This window comes from Bacillus sp. MBGLi79 (assembly GCF_002953915.1).
This window is the reverse complement of record NZ_CP026521.1, coordinates 2362813-2380472: the sequence shown is the minus strand read 5'-3', so window position 1 is coordinate 2380472 and position 17660 is coordinate 2362813. Positions and strand designations below refer to the sequence as shown.

Genomic DNA, 17660 nt, shown 5'->3' with positions numbered 1-17660 from the left:
TTTTTTATTTGTTCAATACTTGAATTTTGAATTCCTTTTTGACTCATAGGTTTCACTCCTTTACGAAAAGTGTTGAAATATCAACTCTTCTTATTTTGTCTGTTGATCAGGTATTCATTCGTTTTTTTCATTCGCGATTTGGCCAATCAGGAGAGGCATCTCCATGCGAGTCGTATTATTTAATAAAAAGCCGTCATTTTTGAAACTTTTTATCATCGCATTGCGTATGGCAGTGGGGGAAGACATCTTGATAAAAGAAATACAAAGGTTGTGAATGTATACTAACAGCACTGTGAATAAATCAAACAAGGGGGGTGAAAAAATGAAAAAAATCGCAGCATATTATCTAATGACATTAGGGCTATCCAGCCTTACGTTTGGTTTGTTTTTCGGGCTATATTCTTTCGTTATGTATGGCGATATGATAATTGCATTGTTTACAGCAGCAATTGCTTTATTATACGGTTTTATGATGTATGGCCTTTTTGCTGTTCCGCTGCAAATGATGTTGCAGAAAAAAGCGAGAACATTCAATGTCATGTATTTATTGATTTACAGTGTGATTGCTTTTATCGTAGCTTTCCTGTTATTTTTTATTGGTCAACCTGCGTCAATAGCATGGACATTGCAATCGTATATTTATTATGTGTTAAGTATTACAGCTGCAGTGATTTACTGGTTCTGGGATTCCCTGATCCTTTATAAACGTACAGCTTCGGGCGTATAAAGCAAATCAGAGAAACTGAAGTCGAATATGAAAAAGTCGGGGATTCATTAAAAATTGAGGATATTGCATTTACATTGCTGCGTGAACCTAAAAGTTTTAGGATAAAGGCCCAGTATGGAAGGGCATAACGAGAGCACATATTCAATCCGAATAGGTTTTCTAATTTTTTACGATACATACGTTCATCAAGATGATAACGTCATCAATCAAAGGGAATATAAAATCTATTGTAGTGGAACGGACATTTTGTCCTGTTTGAGGAAAGAAATTGATGGGGTTAATCGTTTTAACATCGCTTATGGCAAAGGGTCAAACCATATAGTTAAACTAAACTGAGGAGAGCATTGCGCTCTCCTCAGTTTTTCTATATTAACCCTGCTGTTTTTCAACTAATGTAAATGTCCATTCTTTTAACATCTGTTTCTGTACATATCTTTTTCCGTTTATTTCGATGTAAGGGATGTCTTTCATATCTCCGGCTAACTGTTTAGCCTCAGCTGTAGTAATTCCTAAAAAATGTCCGATGTAAAAGTGAATATCTCGTTCTTTTATAAGATAGGTATCACTTTTTTCATATGCTTTTGGATGGTTCATTTGCTTTAAGCCTTCACCGATAAAATAGCCAGCCAAAGCAATACCGATTCCTAAAAAAACGTCCATATGCATGCCTCCATTATGTCAATGTTATGATATACGGGCTTGGCATGCTCCAGGTTTCATTAAATTTGAAAGAAAACAGCCAAAACGAATACTGGCTGTTTTTTCAAACCTTTTCAATCTGTACACGGCCTGAAAAAAAGGTGGCGCCGCCCCCCATATCGGACAGCCGGTCTGGGGTTAGCGCGTTTACAAGCTGTTTTTTTCCTTGCTCATCTGCCCATAATCCTTGGCTGACAACGACACCTGGCAGTACTTGTTCTCCGACTGATGCGGTCAGCTCACATTCTCCCCGGCTGTTCCAAACTCGTACAGGAGCCCCATCAACGATTCCATGTTCTTCAGCATCTTTTGTGTTGATAAAGAGCTTTGGCGTCTTTTCGAGCTTGATGTGTTTTTTATTGTTTGAAAACGTTGAGTTTAAGAAATTATGGTTTGGCGCCGGAACATACATAAACGGATGTTCATTATCGGTTACAAGAGGCGTAAATGTCGGTAAAGCCGGGAAACCAGCTTGTCTCATTTGTTCTGAATATAATTCTATTTTTCCGCTTGGCGTTGGAAGTTTGCCAGGAAACAGCGGTTTATTGCGTTTCGCTTTCATAAATGAGTGCTTAGTAAGTGAATCGTAATTAATCTCTGCCAAATGCGGATTATCTGGATGGTCAAGCGCTTGGCGGATTAATTCTTCATCTGAATCCTTGAGCTCCTGGTCTGTGAATCCCATTGCTTCAGCCAGTAATCGGAACACCTCAGTATTAGACTTGCTTTCTCCATAGTTCTCAATCACCGGCTGCTGAAGCTGAATGTAATGGTGCCAGTAGGAGGTATAAAAATCAGTGTTCTCAAAAGCGGATGTTGCAGGCAGTACAATGTCCGCATATGCAGCCGTTTCCGTTAAAAACAAATCATGAACCACAGTAAACAAGTCTTCCCGCAGCAAGCCCTGTCTGACTTTGTTTGCTTCCGGCGCGACGACGGCAGGGTTTGTTCCATAAATAAAAAGAGAGCGGATAGGCGGATCTGTTTCCAAAAGCACCTTGCCAAGCTGATTCATATTAAACGACCTCGGTGTGCGCCCTTTTAATAAGTCGGGCCGCTGCAAGGCATTTGTGTTATATTCTAAAATTCCGCTGTTATGCTTAATTGCGCCGCCCCCTTTATGCAGCCATTGGCCGGTGATCGCCGGAAGACAGGCAATCGTCCTTACAATCATCCCGCCGTTATCGTGATGCTGGATTCCATTTCCGATTCTGATAAAAGAAGGGGAGATTTTCCCATACATTCTTGCCAGCTGATAAATATCTTCAGTGCTGATCCCGGTGATCATTGATACCTTTTCCGGATTATACTGTTTCACGTGTTCACGGAGCTTGTCGTAGCCGACCGTGTATTCAGACAGGAATGCTTCATCGTGAAGGTTTTCTTTAAATAAAATGTGCATGATGCCAAGGGCAAGTGCGCTGTCAGTTCCCGGCTTTATTGGAATAAACCAATCTGCAAGACGCCCTGTCTGATTTTTATGTACATCGATCACGACAATTTTGGCACCTTTTTTTCGCGCTTTTTGGGCGATCGTAATTTGGTGCATGTTTGTGCTGACAGCGTTAATTCCCCAAAAAATAAATAGTTTTGTATGAATGGTTTCCTCAGGATCGATTCCCGCGCTTATGCCCATTGTATATTTATAGCCTTCAGATCCCGCTTTGCTGCAAATCGTCCGTTCAAGCTGGCTTGATCCCATGCGGTAAAAAAAGCGGCGGTCCATTCCTTCAGCTGTCAATTTCCCCATATTTCCGTAAAAGCTGTAAGGAAGTATGCTTTCAGCTCCCTCTTCATCAATCAGCTGCTTCCAGCGGGAGGTGATCGTATCAATCGCCTCTTCCCAGGAAATCGGTTCAAATATCGCTTGGCCTTTCGCGCCTGTCCGTTTAAGCGGTGTAGTCAGCCGCTTTTCATCATAGATGCGCTCCGTCATGTTTCGAACTTTGTTGCATATGTTTCCAGCTGTGACAGGATGATCGGGATCTCCCTGCACTTTCACAATTTTTCCGTCTTTTTTATGTACTAATAATCCGCACTGATCCGGGCAGTCCAGCGAGCAAACGGATTTAAAAATGCCGTTTTGTTGTGTGGCAAAAGATTTCATGGCCCAGTTCCTCTCTAGTTAGATATTTTGTAAGAATTATAACATTTCGGATGATAACGTCAATTCTGAAAAAAGAGATTGACATCAATCTGAGACTTCTTTATGATAAACGTATTCTTTATTTTGAAAATTACATACTCAACATTTTCTATCCAGAGAGGTGGAGGGACTGGCCCTATGAAACCTCGGCAACATTATTGTGCCAATTCCAGCAAGCGTCAGCTTGAAAGATAGGAAAGCAAGGTTTATACCGGTGTCTGCCTGTAACAGAGCGCGCCTATATATGAATCTCTTTCCATCTTCGGAAAGAGATTTTTTTATGAAAAAATACGATGAAAAGGATGTTTTGCACCATGACGGTTTTGGTTACAGCGCCGTACAACGAAGAAGGGCGAAAAGAGCTTGAAAACTTGTTTAGCTCAGTTATTTATCAATCTTGGAAAGAACAAGGCCGGGCATATCGGGAGGATGAACTCATTCAGCTGCTAAAGGCAACAAATGCGACAGGTTTGATTACTGAGCTTGATCAGGTAACAGACAGCGTATTTGCTTCTGTTCCCGAACTTTCATTTGTCGGTGTTTGCAGGGGAATGCCCTCCAATGTGGATGTGGCAGCTGCTTCAAAAAGGGGTATACCTGTTTTTTATACACCAGGGCGGAATGCACAAGCCGTTGCCGAAATGTTTATTGGAAATGTGATTTCCTTTCTCCGTCATACCAGCGCCTCGAATCAATGGCTGAAGGATGGAAAGTGGAAAAGTGATTACCTGCAGGCTTATGTCAAATTTAAAGGAAATGAGCTAACAGGAAAAACGGTTGGCATGATTGGGTTCGGCGCGGTTGGCCAAAGGATTGCAAAACTGCTGACTGCGTTTGACTGTAAGATAAAGTATTACGATCCATACATTCTAGACGATCATCCGCTGTATGAAAAAGCAGCTCTTAAAACGGTGTTTTCAGACAGTGATATCGTTTCTGTCCATCTGCCTCGTACTGAGGAAACACTTGGACTGATAGATCGGCAATATTTTGATTTGATGAAAGAGAGTGCGATTTTCGTCAATACTTCAAGAGCAGTTGTCGTAAACCGTGAAGATCTTTTATCTGTATTAAAAGAACATAAAATCAGAGGTGCGGTACTAGACGTTTTTTATCATGAACCTCCAGAGGAATCAGATTATGAATTGATCTCATTGCCTAATGTTCTGGCAACACCGCATCTCGCTGGAGCAACCTTTGAAGTAGAGGATCATCACGTGTCGATCATGAATGATGCCCTCAAAAAGTGGAAGGTTGAAAAAATTCCCAATATTCCGACATTGTATAACAAAGACAAACTGGGAACAGAGGTAAAGAAAAGAGGTTAACAGAATGAAAAAACAAAAAGGCTATCTCGTTTTCGATATCGGCACAGGCAATGCGAGGGTAGCGGTCGTGAGTGTCTCAGGCATTGTTCAAACGGTTGAACGGGAGGACATCGAGTATTCCACTGAGACGCTTTACCCGGACAGCCGTTATTTTTCCCCTCAGATACTGTGGAAGCAAGTAATGAGGTTGGCAAAACGTGCGCTATCCCGTTCGCGTGATATTGACATCATTGGGTTGACATCGACGAGTCAAAGACAGGGGATTGTTCTGATCGATCAAAACGGTGACTCTTTTCTCGGGCTGCCGAACATAGATAACCGTGGCCGAGAGTGGGAGGAGAGCATTCCCGATCGGGAAGAGATATACAGCCGTACAGGCCGTCTGCCAACTGCGCTTTTTTCTGCACTCAAGCTTTATGGTTTGAAGCAGCGCCAGCCTTCTTTATGGGAAAAGACTGCAAGCTTTACAAGCATCAGTGATTGGGTGACATACCAACTGAGCGGAATCCTAACATATGAACCATCGCAGGCAACAGAAACGCTGCTGTTTGATGTGAAGCATAACACTTGGTCAGAAGAGATGTGCGACATATTCGGCTTTTCTCCATCTCTCCTTCCGCCTCTTGTAAGAGCGGGAACAGCAATTGGAACAATAGCAAATGAATATGCAGCCGAATTAGGTCTATCAATAAATGCTAAGGTGATAACCGGGGGCGGGGATACACAGCTAGCTGTGAAAAGCACCGGAGCTGGACTTGAGGACATTGTCATCGTATCAGGGACAACAACGCCAATAACCAAAATTACTGCGGATCATGGCGACACAAAACATAAAGCCTGGCTGAACTGCCATACAGATCAAGGGCATTGGCTAGTGGAAACGAATCCGGGAATTACCGGTCTGAATTATCAAAAATTAAAACAGATTTTCTATCCGAATGAATCGTACGACGTAATGGAGGAGGAAATTTCTGCACTAGCAAAAGAAAACAATGCGTGTATAGCGGCTCTCGGCTCTTATTTATCAGCTGAAAAGAATGCATTAACGAGAGGCGGTTTTCTTTTTGACACTCCGCTTTCAGCAGATTTAAAGAGGGCACATTTTGTACGTGCAGCGCTAGAAGAGATCGCATTTTCAATCAAATGGAACTTTGATATTTTAACAGAGGTTACTCCGTTTAAACGTGACTATGTTTGGGTGTGTGGAGGGGGATTCCAAAGCAAAGCGCTCACGCAATATATCGCTGACCTTCTTCAGAAAAAAATCTATGTCAAAGAGGGATATCATCAGGCATCTGTCGTTGGTGCAGCAGTCATTTGTAATGAAACCTTTCAATTAATGGAGGAGATGTCAGCAAATGTCCGGGTGATCGAACCGAAGAGCTGTCAGACAGAATTGGCTTTATATGAGGAATGGAAGCAAACTCAGCGCTTTTTTTCAGGGTCAGAAAGCAAAGTGTTGATATAAGGCGGCATATCCGGATGTTTTGAGGAATTGTCTAATTTTTAGCTTTAATAAGGTAATACGGTAATGGATATAAGCATCTAAGGAGGAAACAGATATGTTAGATAAAATTGGTATACCAAAGCGGCTTGCGTGGGGATTTTTAGGAGTTGTTTTGTTTATGATGGGAGACGGACTTGAACAAGGCTGGCTCAGCCCGTTTCTGACCGAAAACGGACTGACTGTTCAGCAATCTGCTTCCATTTTTAGCATTTACGGGATTGCGCTTGCCATAGCTTCCTGGTTTTCAGGTGTATGTCTCGAAGCATTTGGCGCAAAACGGACGATGTTTATGGGGCTGTTGTTTTATGTAATCGGTACAGCCGCCTTTATCGTGTTTGGGTTTGAACAGCTAAACCTCCCTGTGATGTATGTGACTTACTTCGTAAAAGGGTTAGGCTACCCGCTATTTGCTTATTCTTTCTTGACATGGGTCATTTACAGAACACCGCAAAACAGACTGAGCACTGCTGTCGGCTGGTTTTGGATTGCCTATTGCCTCGGCATGTTTGTATTCGGCGCTTGGTACTCAAGCTACGCGATCAAAGCGTTCGGTTATTTGAATACGCTTTGGAGCTCTATTTTTTGGGTATGTCTCGGTGCATTCTTTGCATTGTTTATCAATAAAGACCGTTTTGAAAAGAAGAAAAGAAAACGATCAGAAACAGCCGAGGAGCTTTTAAAAGGGGTAACGATTCTATTTACAAATCCGCGCGTGCTTACAAGCGGAATCATCAGAATCATCAACAGCATTGGTACATATGGATTCCCAGTCTTTTTGCCGATGCACATGGCTCAGCACGGAATTTCGACCAATGTGTGGCTGCAAATTTGGGGAACCATTTTTCTGGGGAACATTGTGTTTAACCTTATCTTTGGAATTGTCGGCGATAAATTCGGCTGGAAAAATACTGTGATGTGGTTCGGCGGAGTCGGCTGCGGTATTTTCACCGTCTTATTATACTACGCACCTGTTTTCTCCGGCGGAAGTGTAGCGGTTGTCAGCGTGATCGGCTTTATTTGGGGCGGTTTGCTGGCAGGCTATGTGCCGATCGGTGCAATTGTGCCGACGGTGGCCGGAAAAGACAAAGGAGCAGCCATGTCTGTATTGAATTTGGCTGCAGGTTTATCAGCGTTTGTCGGTCCCGCGCTTGCTTGGTTGTTCATCGGCCTTGTCGGTGCGCAAGGCGTCGTCTGGATCTTTGCGGTTCTTTACCTTGCGAGTGCAGTCATGACGAAATGCATTCATATACCTGAAGAAAAAGCGGTAAAGGAGGAAACATCTCCTCAATATGCATCTTAATCAAAAAGCGCCCCTGCAACAGGGCGCTTTTTGTCTTTTGTATTGTCGAAGGATCTGGATCTGAAACTTTTCTAACGAAAATAGACAATATGTTGACAATTAATTAAGAAGTGTTATGATGTTATTGACAACATATTGTCTATTTAGGAGGGAATAACATGGATTATTCAAAAGAACTGAAAGATTTATTTTTAATGCAACAATCTTACGCTACTCTTTTTTCTGTTTTAAACAAAATCCAATCACGCGGGGATGATTATTATGAAAGCTTAACGTCAAGACAATTTATGACAATGGTTGCCATACTGCATTTACCGGAAGAGGAAACGACATTTAACAACATCGCAAAAAAATTAGGCACTTCAAAACAAAACATCAATAGGCTTGTCAGTAGTATTGAAAAAAGAGGTTATGTCATTACTGTTCCGAGTAAACGCGACAAGCGAGCGGTTAATGTGAAGATTACTGATTCAGGCAAGCGTGTCATGGAGGAATGCGGTGAAAAAGCGGTGTACTTTATGGCAGATCTATTTAAAGGGTTTTCTACGGAAGAGTTGGAAACATTGTGGGTTTTATTGAAGAAACTGTACAGTTTTGACGGAGAGGAACAGGATGGCTTTGAAGAAAACGCTGCTGATTTTGACATTGAACAAAATCGGGACGATTTGAAAACAAATTTATTGCAGGAATTCTCAAAACGGAGAATGTAAAAAGGAGACATGTATGAACAACGTGGTGGCAGTTGAAGATTTGAAAATGCAGTACGGAAACAAAACAGCGGTAGATGGGATTTCGTTTGAAGTGAGAGAGGGGGAAGTTCTTGGCTTGTTAGGCCCAAATGGTGCTGGGAAAAGTACCACCATTCATATGTTATCCGGGATATTGTCGGCTAGTTCCGGAAACGTTACAATATTGGGCCATGATGTAAAAAAAGGGTCAAAGGAAATGAAGAAAGGCATCGGGATTGTACCTCAAGATCTCGCGATTTATGAGGAAATCTCCGCTGAGAAAAATGTTCGTTTTTTTGCCAGTCTTTATTCTCTTAAAGGGGAAGAACTCAAAGCCCGAGTCAAAGAGGCTTTGGAGCTCGTACAGCTATATGACCGAAAAGATGACAAGCCAAAGACGTTTTCAGGCGGGATGAAAAGAAGATTAAACATTGCGTGCGCCATTGCCCATCAGCCGAAACTGATTATCATGGATGAGCCCACGGTAGGAATCGATCCACAATCCCGTCATCACATTTTGGAATCGATAAAAGAACTGAAAACAAAAGGTGCAAGCATCATTTACTCTACACACTATATGGAAGAAGTCGAGGCTATTGCAGATCGCATTATAATCATGAATGAAGGGAGAATCATTGCCAATGGAACAAAAGAAGAGCTGTACAGAGAAGCCAATAAAGAAATAACATATGCTTTTCAACTGGCGAATGTTCAGCGATTAAATAAAAACTCGATTAGAGAAATCAAAGGAGTGACAGGAGTTGATTTTTCTGACAATCAACTAAATGTGACCGTTCAGCAGAACCAAGATCACCTGAGTAAAATCATAGAAGAATTGAGTGCCCAAAGCTGCAGCCTTCTAAGCATGAACAAACAAGAGATATCGTTAGAAACAGTATTTTTAGAACTGACGGGAAGAAACTTAAGAGATTAGGAGACAAAAAATGAATTTGTTAAAATTGATAGCGTTTGATTTTATGAATATTGTAAGGAATCCGGTTCTTGTGATCGCCAATTCGGCCTTTCCTTTCGTTCTCATTCTGGTCATGGGCTTTGTAACGAAAAACAGCTTTGGGGCAGTTGGGGTCAGTTCGTATGATTATTATGGAGTGAATATGATGATTTTTGCTGCAGCTCTGATCGCTATGACGGCTTCAAATACGTTTATGGAGGAAAAGGTGAAGAAAGCGAACCTCCGTATTGTATATGCGCCCGTTTCGACAACCGGTATATATCTTTCTAAATTACTATCAACCTGGATATTCAGTGTCATTATGTACAGTATGAATGTGTTAGTCGCCCAGACAATGTTTCGTTTGAACTTTGGTGGACAACATCTTCCGTATTTCATGCTCTTATTATATGTATTTTTATTTTTTGGCTGCTGTTTAGGCACAATGTTCTGCTGTTTGTTCAAAAATGAAGAGCAGGCGAACGGGCTTATGCAAATTCCGATTGCTTTTTTTGTTTTCTTTGGCGGCGTATTCTTCGGGATTCATCGATTTGGAAACATCGTCAATTTCATATCAATTTTTTCTCCGGTTAAATGGGTAATAGAATGTCAGTTTCGCCTTATTTATGATCACGATTTCAGTATGCTGCTACCCGTTATGTCAGGACTATTATTTGCCTCCATCATTTGTATTGCCGTTTCACAAGTTGTATGTAAGCCGGAGGGATATATATGCTGAGTTTATTCCGAAACAGGTGGGAACGAATGCTGACCAAAAAATCCATTATGATCATTGCAGTGATTATTATGCCGCTGATGATTGGTGTTGCGATTATGTTTTCCGGAGAGCCCGTTTTCAAAGAAACGATCGCATTTGTAACAGAGAAGGACAGCGTGCAGCATCCGAGTGACTCTGCATTTAGAGTGGTGGAGGTTTATCAGAAGCCGAAGTTTTCTGATCTGGTGTTAGGGAAATATGCAGCGATCGTAGAAAAAAATCAACATGATTACAAAGTGACCACTCTGAAAAGTAAAACGGATCAAAAAATGATTCTGCAATTTTTTGAAACTGGAAAAATGCCAGGCAGTTACCGTGGGGAGGATGAATTAAGGACTCAACGGGGAACAGGAACGAATATATTAGGTTTTATCGTAATGCTTGTCTTGATGCAAGGTGTGGCATTAGCTTCGTTATATCCAGAAGACCGGATGCTCAAAACCTTTAGAAGGATTTTGGTGTCTCCCGTACATGTGGGGAATTATTTGCTTGTTCAATTTATCTTTACGTTTTTATGTCTATACATACCTACATACTTGGCCATTGTGATTACAAATGTATTCTTTCATGCTGAAATTGGTTTCCGTTTGGACATTCTTGCTGGGCTACTGGGTGTTCTAATCATGCTTGCGACAGGGTTCGCTATCTTTATGGCTTCTGTGATGGATCGAAACATCAGTTTGATGTCCAGCGGTATCAGTGTTGTCACGTGTGTATTGTCAGGCTGTTTTCTTTCTTTTGCTCCGCATCATCCATTGTTGAATACGCTTTGTGCGATACTGCCGCAAAAAGCGTATATGACTTTCATTCACGGGGTAGAAACGGGGCATACAATGTGGGAATACAAAACTCAGGTTGTCTATATTTTAATGTGGTCGGCTGTGTTTTGTTTCCTTGGTGGTTTTATCACAAGAAGAAGGATTATTAAAGGGATTTATGAATAGTGGAGAACGAACAAGAGATGCATAGGCCACTATGCATCTTTTTATACTTGGGAAATATGGAATATAGGGATCCAGAATTAAGGTGGCATAACTTGTACAGGTCATGAATCATTAAAGAAAAGGGAATGTACATACAGATTCGAGAGAATGCCGCCTGTTCATTCATTTGATGTTAAAATAGAATATACATTTGTATCATAGGGAATTCCATTTTGATACATGTACTGTCTTAAAACACCTTCTTTTTGAAATCCCATTTTTATAAGCAGACGATTTGATGCTTCATTTTGGGTAAATACAACTGCGCCAATACGCGTCAGGCCAAGGGAAGTAAACCCGTAGGAGACAGCCTCTGAAATGGCTTCTGATGCAAAGCCGTTTCGCCAATGCGCCGGGGTGATTTCATAACCGATCTTTGCACGCCTATGCTTTTGGGCCAGAGCGTGAAAGCCGATTGTTCCGATCAAATCTTTCGTATCCCGTCTTTCTATTCCCCACCTTATACCACGTTTTTCTTGATAGAGGGCGGCAAAGGTTTGAATCATTGAAATGGCCTGTTCTATAGATTCCATGTTTTCAAGTCCGTAATAGCGTGTCACTTCATGGTTTGAGAAACAAGCAAAAATGGCTTCCGCGTCCTGATCTGTCATTTGCCTAAGTGTAAGCCGCTCCGTTTCTAATACAGGAAACATTCAACCACTCCCCACGTTTGTTTCTGTTTATCATATCCCTTTAATTTCCTCTTTTCTATAGAAAATTCAAAACTGAGGAAGCAAAAGAATGAATTTGTCTTTCTAGTAGCTCTTTGTTTTTGGCGAATTGTTTTAAACGGTGGCCTTTTGCGCCTGATGGATGGGGAAAGCCGCTAAGGCAAATCAAATTCTGGAGTCTGTGTTGTCTGATCAATGTTTCACATACTGTTTCGGCGGCTTTTCCTAACGGAATCAGAAGAGCTGGTCCCGCCACATGATTGAGCTCCGCAGGGAAGTGATCAAAAGCATAGGTGCTTAGGATAGGAGAACGAGTGATGGCCGGTTTGTATCCGGTATAGTTTTTTTGCTGGATAAAGACAGGATATTTAATAACGGAAGTTGTATGGAGCAAATGCCGTAAGTCACCAAAAAGCTGCGCGGCGCTTTGAATGCCGAAAGCCTGTGGCAGCCCGCATAAATCCAGCATGGTAATAAGGTTATGCCTCATCGATCCGGAGAAACCCGCTGCTATTTTTGTGTCTACTGCCATTTGCTCAAGAGTCCCGCCTTGCAAAAGGCTTTCGGCGGCTGTTTCGTACGCTGTCTTCATCTGGGAAAAACCCGGCGTGATCCCGGCAATCGGCAAGTGAGGCATCCCGATTGATAAATTCATTATGAGGTGAATAGTAAATGCCAAGTTCGTTTTCTTGATGGAGACGAAATGGATCAGTAAGTAAATCGGACTTTGTAAGTGAAGAGGGAAGAAAATGTAGTTTTTCTGCGAACTCCTTTAAGCAGCTGCGGTTTATAATCATATGTAAGCCTCCTCGAAAAATGAGATCCCATTGCCCATTCTGATCGTAACAACGGGATCTCATTCATCTTTATCTGCTATTAAAATGTCCTGCCTGCCACACCTCTTTGACTGCTTGGGGAACTTCTTTCACTTCAGCTGCTGTCTGCTGAAACGCGTATTTTTTCATCTGGACATCATGCTGAATCTTCTTTTGTTTTTGCGTCAGCAGCTCTGCTTCTGTTTTTAATCCCTCGACTTGTTTTTGCATAGCCTGCGTAACAGAAGTGAGCTCCTTTAGTGCGGGGTCTATTTTTTTCTTGTTTTGGATCACATTAAACCCTAAAAATATGATAGAAATAGCCAATACTGCCAGACTGATATAAACAATAACCATATGTTCACTCCTTTTTTCTTTTGTCATTACCCTGTTTCCGCTTTTTTAATCCAAAGAAATGATGATTGCACAGTTCGTTTGATTTGCGTATTGGATTTATTCTACTTATAATGTGATATCGTACATAGGTAAACAAAGAAAGGGTGCTTCAATTGCAAAGTTTACAAAATAAAACCGCTTTAATCACAGGCGGAGGCAGAGGGATCGGCCGCGCTACAGCTCTTGCTCTTGCGAAAGAAGGCGTAAATATTGGGTTAATCGGCCGGACTGCCGCTAATGTTGAAAAAGTGGCAGAAGAAGTCAAAGCGCTTGGTGTAAAAACTGCATTTGCTGCTGCAGATGTAAAAGATGCCGAGCAGGTTAACCAAGCCGTAGCTCAAGTGAAGGAACAGCTTGGTGATATCGATATTCTCATTAACAACGCCGGAATCAGCAAATTTGGCGGTTTTTTAGATCTATCAGCCGATGAATGGGAAAATATAATACAAGTCAACCTAATGGGTGTGTATCATGTGACTCGCGCGGTGCTTCCGGAAATGATCGAACGCAAAGCCGGAGATATCATTAATATCTCGTCTACAGCGGGCCAAAGAGGAGCTGCTGTAACAAGTGCTTATAGCGCTTCTAAATTTGCCGTTCTCGGGTTAACAGAGTCTCTTATGCAAGAAGTGAGAAAACATAATATCAGAGTCAGCGCGTTAACGCCGAGCACTGTCGCTAGTGATATGTCTATCGAATTGAACTTGACAGACGGTAATCCTGAAAAAGTGATGCAGCCTGAGGATCTTGCTGAATACATGGTGGCACAATTGAAATTAGATCCTCGTATTTTCATCAAAACAGCGGGATTATGGTCAACAAATCCGTAAAAATGAAAACCTGTCTTTCGACAGGTTTTTTTATTTGAATGAAATTCATACCGGCATATGCAAATCTGACAATCGTTTTAAATTGAAGCTGGCAGTGAATGTAGGCTACAATAGAACTAAGAAAACTATGTGCCGAATGTTCAACGTCCTGTTTATTTTTCCGCTTCACCTATAAACAGCAACCATAAGATAACTGGACGATCAGTCTTTACTATTAAGGAGGAAAACAATAAAAGAAAATTGAATATTTAGTACATAGTGTTGTGAGTGACAGAAGAAGGGAGTGCATATCATGAAAGAAGAAAAAAGGAGTTCAACTGGCTTTTTAGTGAAACAGCGTGCATTTTTGAAGCTTTATATGATAACAATGACAGAGCAAGAGAGACTCTATGGATTAAAGCTGCTTGAAGTACTTCGGTCTGAATTTAAAGAGATTGGTTTTAAACCAAATCATACAGAAGTATATCGGTCTTTGCATGAGCTTCTTGATGACGGGATACTAAAACAAATTAAAGTGAAAAAAGAAGGGGCTAAGCTCCAGGAAGTCGTTCTCTATCAATTTAAAGATTATGAAGCTGCCAAACTATATAAAAAACAGCTGAAAGTTGAGCTGGACCGCTGTAAAAAACTGATTGAAAAAGCGCTCTCAGATAATTTTCAATAGAAACAAACACCCGGCGCAGCAGTGTGCACCGGGTGTTTTGTGCTTTACATTATACATATTTGTCGAAAAGAAACAATACAAATCAATGATGACCTTCAAACTTGACATCATTTCCTCACGTGGTAACATTTAAAACGTGTGAAAATGCGAACAAAAAAGCGAACAAAGGAGATGTTACCGATCTTTGATCAAAAGAAAGTAGCCTTTATAGGAGCAGGATCTATGGCGGAAGGAATGATATCAGGTATCGTTCGTGCCAACAAAATCCCGAAACAAAACATCTGCGTTACAAACCGCAGCAATACAGAGCGATTAACTGAACTTGAACTTCAATATGGAATCAAAGGCGCCTTGCCGAACCAACTATGTATTGAAGACATGGATGTGCTCATTTTGGCAATGAAGCCAAAAGACGCCGAAAACGCTCTGTCATCACTAAAATCACGTATCCAACCCCATCAATTAATATTGTCGGTACTTGCCGGCATAACCACCTCTTTTATTGAACAATCATTGCTTAATGAACAGCCGGTTGTCAGAGTGATGCCCAATACTTCCAGTATGATCGGCGCTTCTGCAACAGCGATTGCCCTTGGCAAGTATGTGTCAGAAGACTTGAAGAAACTGGCCGAAGCATTGCTCGGATGTATGGGCGAAGTCTATACAATCCAAGAAAATCAAATGGACATATTCACCGGAATTGCCGGCAGCGGTCCCGCGTACTTTTATTATTTAATGGAATTCATTGAAAAGACAGGTGAGGAAGCGGGTCTTGATAAACAGTTATCTCGAAGCATCGGCGCACAGACGCTATTAGGCGCAGCAAAAATGCTCATGGAGACAGGAGAACATCCCGAGATCTTGAGAGACAATATCACGTCACCGAACGGAACGACAGCGGCGGGGCTGCAAGCCTTGAAAAAGAGCGGCGGCGGAGAAGCGATTTCTCAAGCGATAAAGCATGCGGCTAAGCGTTCAAAGGAAATCAGCGAAGATATTGAAAAAACAGCAGCGCCGCTTTCAGGAGTGATAAAGTGACGCCTGATACAAGCATAAAAAGAGTTGTAGTGAAGATTGGAAGCAGTTCATTAACAAGCCTCCATGGAGAAATCAGCATTCGAAAATTAGAAGCGTTGGTCGATCAGGTTGTCAAACTTAAAGACGCCGGATATGAAGTGATTTTGGTTTCCTCAGGCGCAGTGGCGGCTGGATATCGGAAGCTCGGATTTATCCAAAGACCCGAGAAGCTTCCAGAAAAACAAGCATCAGCTTCAATCGGCCAGGGATTGCTGATGGAAGCTTATTCAAAACTGTTTTTGGCACACGGCTATGTCGCATCCCAAATTTTAATTACGAGAAGCGATTTTTCTGATGAATATCGGTATAACAATGTCAGGAATACAATGAATGTGCTGCTCGAGCGCGGCATCATCCCGATCATAAACGAAAACGATACAGTTACAGTCAATCGCCTCAAGTTTGGCGACAATGATACGCTCGCAGCAAAAGTCGCTGGATTGATTGATGCAGATATGCTTGTTATTTTATCTGATATCGACGGATTATATGACGGCAATCCGCGCACAAATCCAAAAGCGAAAAGAATACAGCGAGTGAGTGAAATAACACCTGACATCGAAGCGTGCGCAGGCGACAGTGGGAGCGTTGTCGGAACCGGCGGCATGCGCTCTAAGCTTGATGCATTTAAAATCGTCATGGCTTCTGGCATTAAAGGTTTTCTTGGTCAGGCAGATGCCGGCGATATTTTATACCATGCTGTTCGTGAAGAGGCGGCAGGCACCTATTTTGAAGCAAAAGGAACGCTTCCGTTGAATCGAAAGGAACAATGGATCGCTTTTAATTCCGGTCCTGAAGGTGAAATGATTTTATCAGATGATTATTCACGAAAAATAACAAATGGGCAATCGAGCTTATACCTGGACGGTGTACAGAAGATTAAAGGAAAATTCAAAAGCGGTTCAGTTGTTCGGCTAATGGATTCACAAGGAACAGAAATCGGGCTTGGAATCGTTAATTATTCTTCTGTACAGCTTCAAGAACCAGAAAAGAAGAAAGAACTGATCAACAAAGCGCTAATTGATCAAGAAGCATTTGTTTGCCATGTGGATTTTACTTTGCCTGTTAATTAATTTGCAGCAAAAAACCCGAGCTTCTATAAAGAAGATCGGGTTCATTTTTTTATTGATACTGCTCCAGCTTAGAGAAGAATTGAATGACAAACTCATAAAAATCATTCGCAGAAGGCGCAAGCTCTCTATTTTTCGGTTTAATGATTCCGACAGTCCGTTTCACTTGAGGGAACTCAATTGGAATTTTCACAGTAAAACGAGGTGTTGTTTCAGCAAACGTACTTTCAGGCAGAAGGGTAACGCCCATTCCTGCGGACACTAATCCTTTGATAGCATCCAAATCCTCACCCTCCGTTGAAACGAGAGGAGCAAAGCCGGCTTGTTTGCAGGAATCGATTGCCATTTTTCTGAGTACAAATCCTTCCGGGAACAATACAAATTGATCGTTGCGCAAATCGATTAAATGAACCGTTTTTTGTTGAGCGAGCGGATGATTTAATGGAACAAGCGCGTAAATTTTTTCAGTGAATAAAATTTTTCCCGCTATGTCAGAGAAATTCGTCGGCACCGGCCCTAATAAGGCTAGATCAATATCGCGGTTTCTGACAGCTTCAATCAGAAACTTATAGGAGCCTTGGCGCAGCAAAAATTCGACGTGCGGATATTCTTCCTTAAACGCTGAAATGACAGTCGGCAAAAGCTGGCTGGCGAGGCTTGTAGGAAAGCCGATCTTTACCGTTCCGCGGTGCGGGTCAAGATACTCATCAATTTGTTCTTTTGCATAATCAATGGCTTTCATTGCGGTCTTCACATGAATCAAAAATTCTTTCCCAATTGGCGTGAGTTTGATATTTCTCCCTTCACGTTCAAATAAGGTCACATTTAATTCCTCTTCAAGATTGGCAATTTGTCTGCTGATTGCTGATTGGGCCACATGCAAATGATCAGCAGCTTCTGAAACGTGTTCTCTTTCAGCCACCTCCATAAAATAACGCAGTTGGCGCAACTCCATGTTTGTCTCACATCCATCTATCTCATTTTGAGAT

At 41.8% G+C, this 17660-nt stretch carries 17 protein-coding genes, 1 pseudogene and 1 riboswitch; of the genes and pseudogenes, 12 read left to right on the top strand and 6 right to left on the bottom strand.

Annotated elements, in window-relative coordinates; genetic code table 11:
- Nucleotides 1-322: 322 nt before the first annotated feature.
- Nucleotides 323-727 carry a UPF0715 family protein gene (locus C1T29_RS11720; RefSeq protein ID WP_095431621.1) on the top strand — a complete coding sequence of 135 codons (405 nt, stop codon included), beginning with the start codon at nt 323-325 and terminating at the stop codon, nt 725-727.
- Between the two features lie 369 nt (nt 728-1096).
- Here C1T29_RS11720 and C1T29_RS11715 read toward each other — a convergent pair whose 3' ends face one another.
- Both C1T29_RS11715 and C1T29_RS11710 read right to left on the bottom strand, forming a co-directional pair.
- Entirely contained in the window at nt 1097-1387 is a 291-nt protein-coding gene (locus C1T29_RS11715; protein WP_095431623.1) for a hypothetical protein, read from the bottom strand.
- A gap of 103 nt (nt 1388-1490) precedes the next feature.
- Complete coding sequence (locus C1T29_RS11710; RefSeq protein ID WP_095431624.1) at nt 1491-3533, bottom strand: molybdopterin oxidoreductase family protein; 2043 nt, start codon at nt 3531-3533, stop codon at nt 1491-1493.
- A 145-nt stretch (nt 3534-3678) separates the two neighbouring features.
- Nucleotides 3679-3770: riboswitch (SAM riboswitch) on the top strand.
- Nucleotides 3771-3865: 95 nt separating this feature from the next.
- Between C1T29_RS11710 and C1T29_RS11705 the strand changes: the two genes are divergently transcribed.
- From C1T29_RS11705 to C1T29_RS11675, 7 genes are all read left to right on the top strand, one after another.
- Nucleotides 3866-4900 carry a 2-hydroxyacid dehydrogenase gene (locus C1T29_RS11705; protein ID WP_095431625.1) on the top strand — a complete coding sequence of 345 codons (1035 nt, stop codon included), beginning with the start codon at nt 3866-3868 and terminating at the stop codon, nt 4898-4900.
- A gap of 4 nt (nt 4901-4904) precedes the next feature.
- A complete protein-coding gene (locus tag C1T29_RS11700) occupies nt 4905-6368 on the top strand; it encodes an FGGY-family carbohydrate kinase (protein ID WP_095431626.1) in 1464 nt (487 codons plus the stop codon).
- A 94-nt stretch (nt 6369-6462) separates the two neighbouring features.
- On the top strand, nt 6463-7707 hold the full coding sequence (locus tag C1T29_RS11695) for an MFS transporter (RefSeq protein WP_095431627.1): 1245 nt from the start codon (nt 6463-6465) through the stop codon (nt 7705-7707).
- Between the two features lie 158 nt (nt 7708-7865).
- On the top strand, nt 7866-8417 hold the full coding sequence (locus C1T29_RS11690) for a MarR family winged helix-turn-helix transcriptional regulator (RefSeq protein ID WP_069839350.1): 552 nt from the start codon (nt 7866-7868) through the stop codon (nt 8415-8417).
- Between the two features lie 13 nt (nt 8418-8430).
- A complete protein-coding gene (locus C1T29_RS11685; RefSeq protein ID WP_069839351.1) occupies nt 8431-9369 on the top strand; it encodes an ABC transporter ATP-binding protein in 939 nt (312 codons plus the stop codon).
- Nucleotides 9370-9379: 10 nt separating this feature from the next.
- Nucleotides 9380-10126, top strand: coding sequence for an ABC transporter permease (locus C1T29_RS11680; RefSeq protein ID WP_069839352.1), 747 nt, complete (start codon nt 9380-9382; stop codon nt 10124-10126).
- A complete protein-coding gene (locus C1T29_RS11675; RefSeq protein WP_095431628.1) occupies nt 10120-11109 on the top strand; it encodes an ABC transporter permease in 990 nt (329 codons plus the stop codon). The genes C1T29_RS11680 and C1T29_RS11675 overlap by 7 nt, the downstream gene beginning before the upstream one ends.
- Before the next feature lie 158 nt (nt 11110-11267).
- On the opposite strand, the gene C1T29_RS11670 is transcribed toward C1T29_RS11675, so the two are convergent.
- The 3 genes and pseudogenes from C1T29_RS11670 to C1T29_RS11660 form a co-directional block, all read right to left on the bottom strand.
- The gene (locus C1T29_RS11670) at nt 11268-11801 is read right to left on the bottom strand and encodes a GNAT family N-acetyltransferase (protein ID WP_095431629.1); all 534 of its coding nucleotides are present in this window, start codon (nt 11799-11801) and stop codon (nt 11268-11270) included.
- Nucleotides 11802-11845: 44 nt separating this feature from the next.
- Nucleotides 11846-12616 (bottom strand): annotated as a pseudogene (locus C1T29_RS11665) (hypothetical protein); the annotation flags it as partial.
- Nucleotides 12617-12685: 69 nt separating this feature from the next.
- Entirely contained in the window at nt 12686-12991 is a 306-nt protein-coding gene (locus tag C1T29_RS11660; protein ID WP_014664180.1) for a DUF948 domain-containing protein, read from the bottom strand.
- Between the two features lie 152 nt (nt 12992-13143).
- Between C1T29_RS11660 and C1T29_RS11655 the strand changes: the two genes are divergently transcribed.
- The 4 genes from C1T29_RS11655 (at nt 13144) to proB (ending at nt 16674) form a co-directional block, all read left to right on the top strand.
- Nucleotides 13144-13860: a 3-ketoacyl-ACP reductase gene (locus C1T29_RS11655; RefSeq protein WP_040082991.1), complete on the top strand. Its 717-nt coding sequence runs from the start codon at nt 13144-13146 to the stop codon at nt 13858-13860.
- Nucleotides 13861-14152: 292 nt separating this feature from the next.
- Nucleotides 14153-14524: a replication termination protein gene (rtp, locus tag C1T29_RS11650; protein WP_095431630.1), complete on the top strand. Its 372-nt coding sequence runs from the start codon at nt 14153-14155 to the stop codon at nt 14522-14524.
- A 144-nt stretch (nt 14525-14668) separates the two neighbouring features.
- The gene (gene proC / locus C1T29_RS11645; RefSeq protein WP_010886524.1) at nt 14669-15562 is read left to right on the top strand and encodes a pyrroline-5-carboxylate reductase; all 894 of its coding nucleotides are present in this window, start codon (nt 14669-14671) and stop codon (nt 15560-15562) included.
- A complete protein-coding gene (proB, locus tag C1T29_RS11640; RefSeq protein ID WP_103749684.1) occupies nt 15559-16674 on the top strand; it encodes a glutamate 5-kinase in 1116 nt (371 codons plus the stop codon). The genes proC and proB overlap by 4 nt, the downstream gene beginning before the upstream one ends.
- Before the next feature lie 49 nt (nt 16675-16723).
- Here the strand turns inward: proB and gltC are convergent, their stop codons facing one another.
- Nucleotides 16724-17626 (bottom strand): glutamate biosynthesis transcriptional regulator GltC, encoded by a 903-nt coding sequence (gltC, locus tag C1T29_RS11635; RefSeq protein WP_014664178.1) that lies wholly within the window; start codon nt 17624-17626, stop codon nt 16724-16726.
- Between the last annotated feature and the right edge of the window lie 34 nt (nt 17627-17660).

What these genes read in the sequence shown, in the direction of transcription:
- C1T29_RS11720 (WP_095431621.1), top strand. Translation starts at nt 323, where the DNA reads ATGAAAAAAATCGCAGCATATTATCTAATGACATTAGGGCTATCCAGC.
- C1T29_RS11715 (WP_095431623.1), bottom strand. Translation starts at nt 1,387, where the DNA reads ATGGACGTTTTTTTAGGAATCGGTATTGCTTTGGCTGGCTATTTTATC.
- C1T29_RS11710 (WP_095431624.1), bottom strand. Translation starts at nt 3,533, where the DNA reads ATGAAATCTTTTGCCACACAACAAAACGGCATTTTTAAATCCGTTTGC.
- C1T29_RS11705 (WP_095431625.1), top strand. Translation starts at nt 3,866, where the DNA reads ATGAAAAGGATGTTTTGCACCATGACGGTTTTGGTTACAGCGCCGTAC.
- C1T29_RS11700 (WP_095431626.1), top strand. Translation starts at nt 4,905, where the DNA reads ATGAAAAAACAAAAAGGCTATCTCGTTTTCGATATCGGCACAGGCAAT.
- C1T29_RS11695 (WP_095431627.1), top strand. Translation starts at nt 6,463, where the DNA reads ATGTTAGATAAAATTGGTATACCAAAGCGGCTTGCGTGGGGATTTTTA.
- C1T29_RS11690 (WP_069839350.1), top strand. Translation starts at nt 7,866, where the DNA reads ATGGATTATTCAAAAGAACTGAAAGATTTATTTTTAATGCAACAATCT.
- C1T29_RS11685 (WP_069839351.1), top strand. Translation starts at nt 8,431, where the DNA reads ATGAACAACGTGGTGGCAGTTGAAGATTTGAAAATGCAGTACGGAAAC.
- C1T29_RS11680 (WP_069839352.1), top strand. Translation starts at nt 9,380, where the DNA reads ATGAATTTGTTAAAATTGATAGCGTTTGATTTTATGAATATTGTAAGG.
- C1T29_RS11675 (WP_095431628.1), top strand. Translation starts at nt 10,120, where the DNA reads ATGCTGAGTTTATTCCGAAACAGGTGGGAACGAATGCTGACCAAAAAA.
- C1T29_RS11670 (WP_095431629.1), bottom strand. Translation starts at nt 11,801, where the DNA reads ATGTTTCCTGTATTAGAAACGGAGCGGCTTACACTTAGGCAAATGACA.
- C1T29_RS11660 (WP_014664180.1), bottom strand. Translation starts at nt 12,991, where the DNA reads ATGGTTATTGTTTATATCAGTCTGGCAGTATTGGCTATTTCTATCATA.
- rtp (WP_095431630.1), top strand. Translation starts at nt 14,153, where the DNA reads ATGAAAGAAGAAAAAAGGAGTTCAACTGGCTTTTTAGTGAAACAGCGT.
- proC (WP_010886524.1), top strand. Translation starts at nt 14,669, where the DNA reads ATGCGAACAAAAAAGCGAACAAAGGAGATGTTACCGATCTTTGATCAA.
- gltC (WP_014664178.1), bottom strand. Translation starts at nt 17,626, where the DNA reads ATGGAGTTGCGCCAACTGCGTTATTTTATGGAGGTGGCTGAAAGAGAA.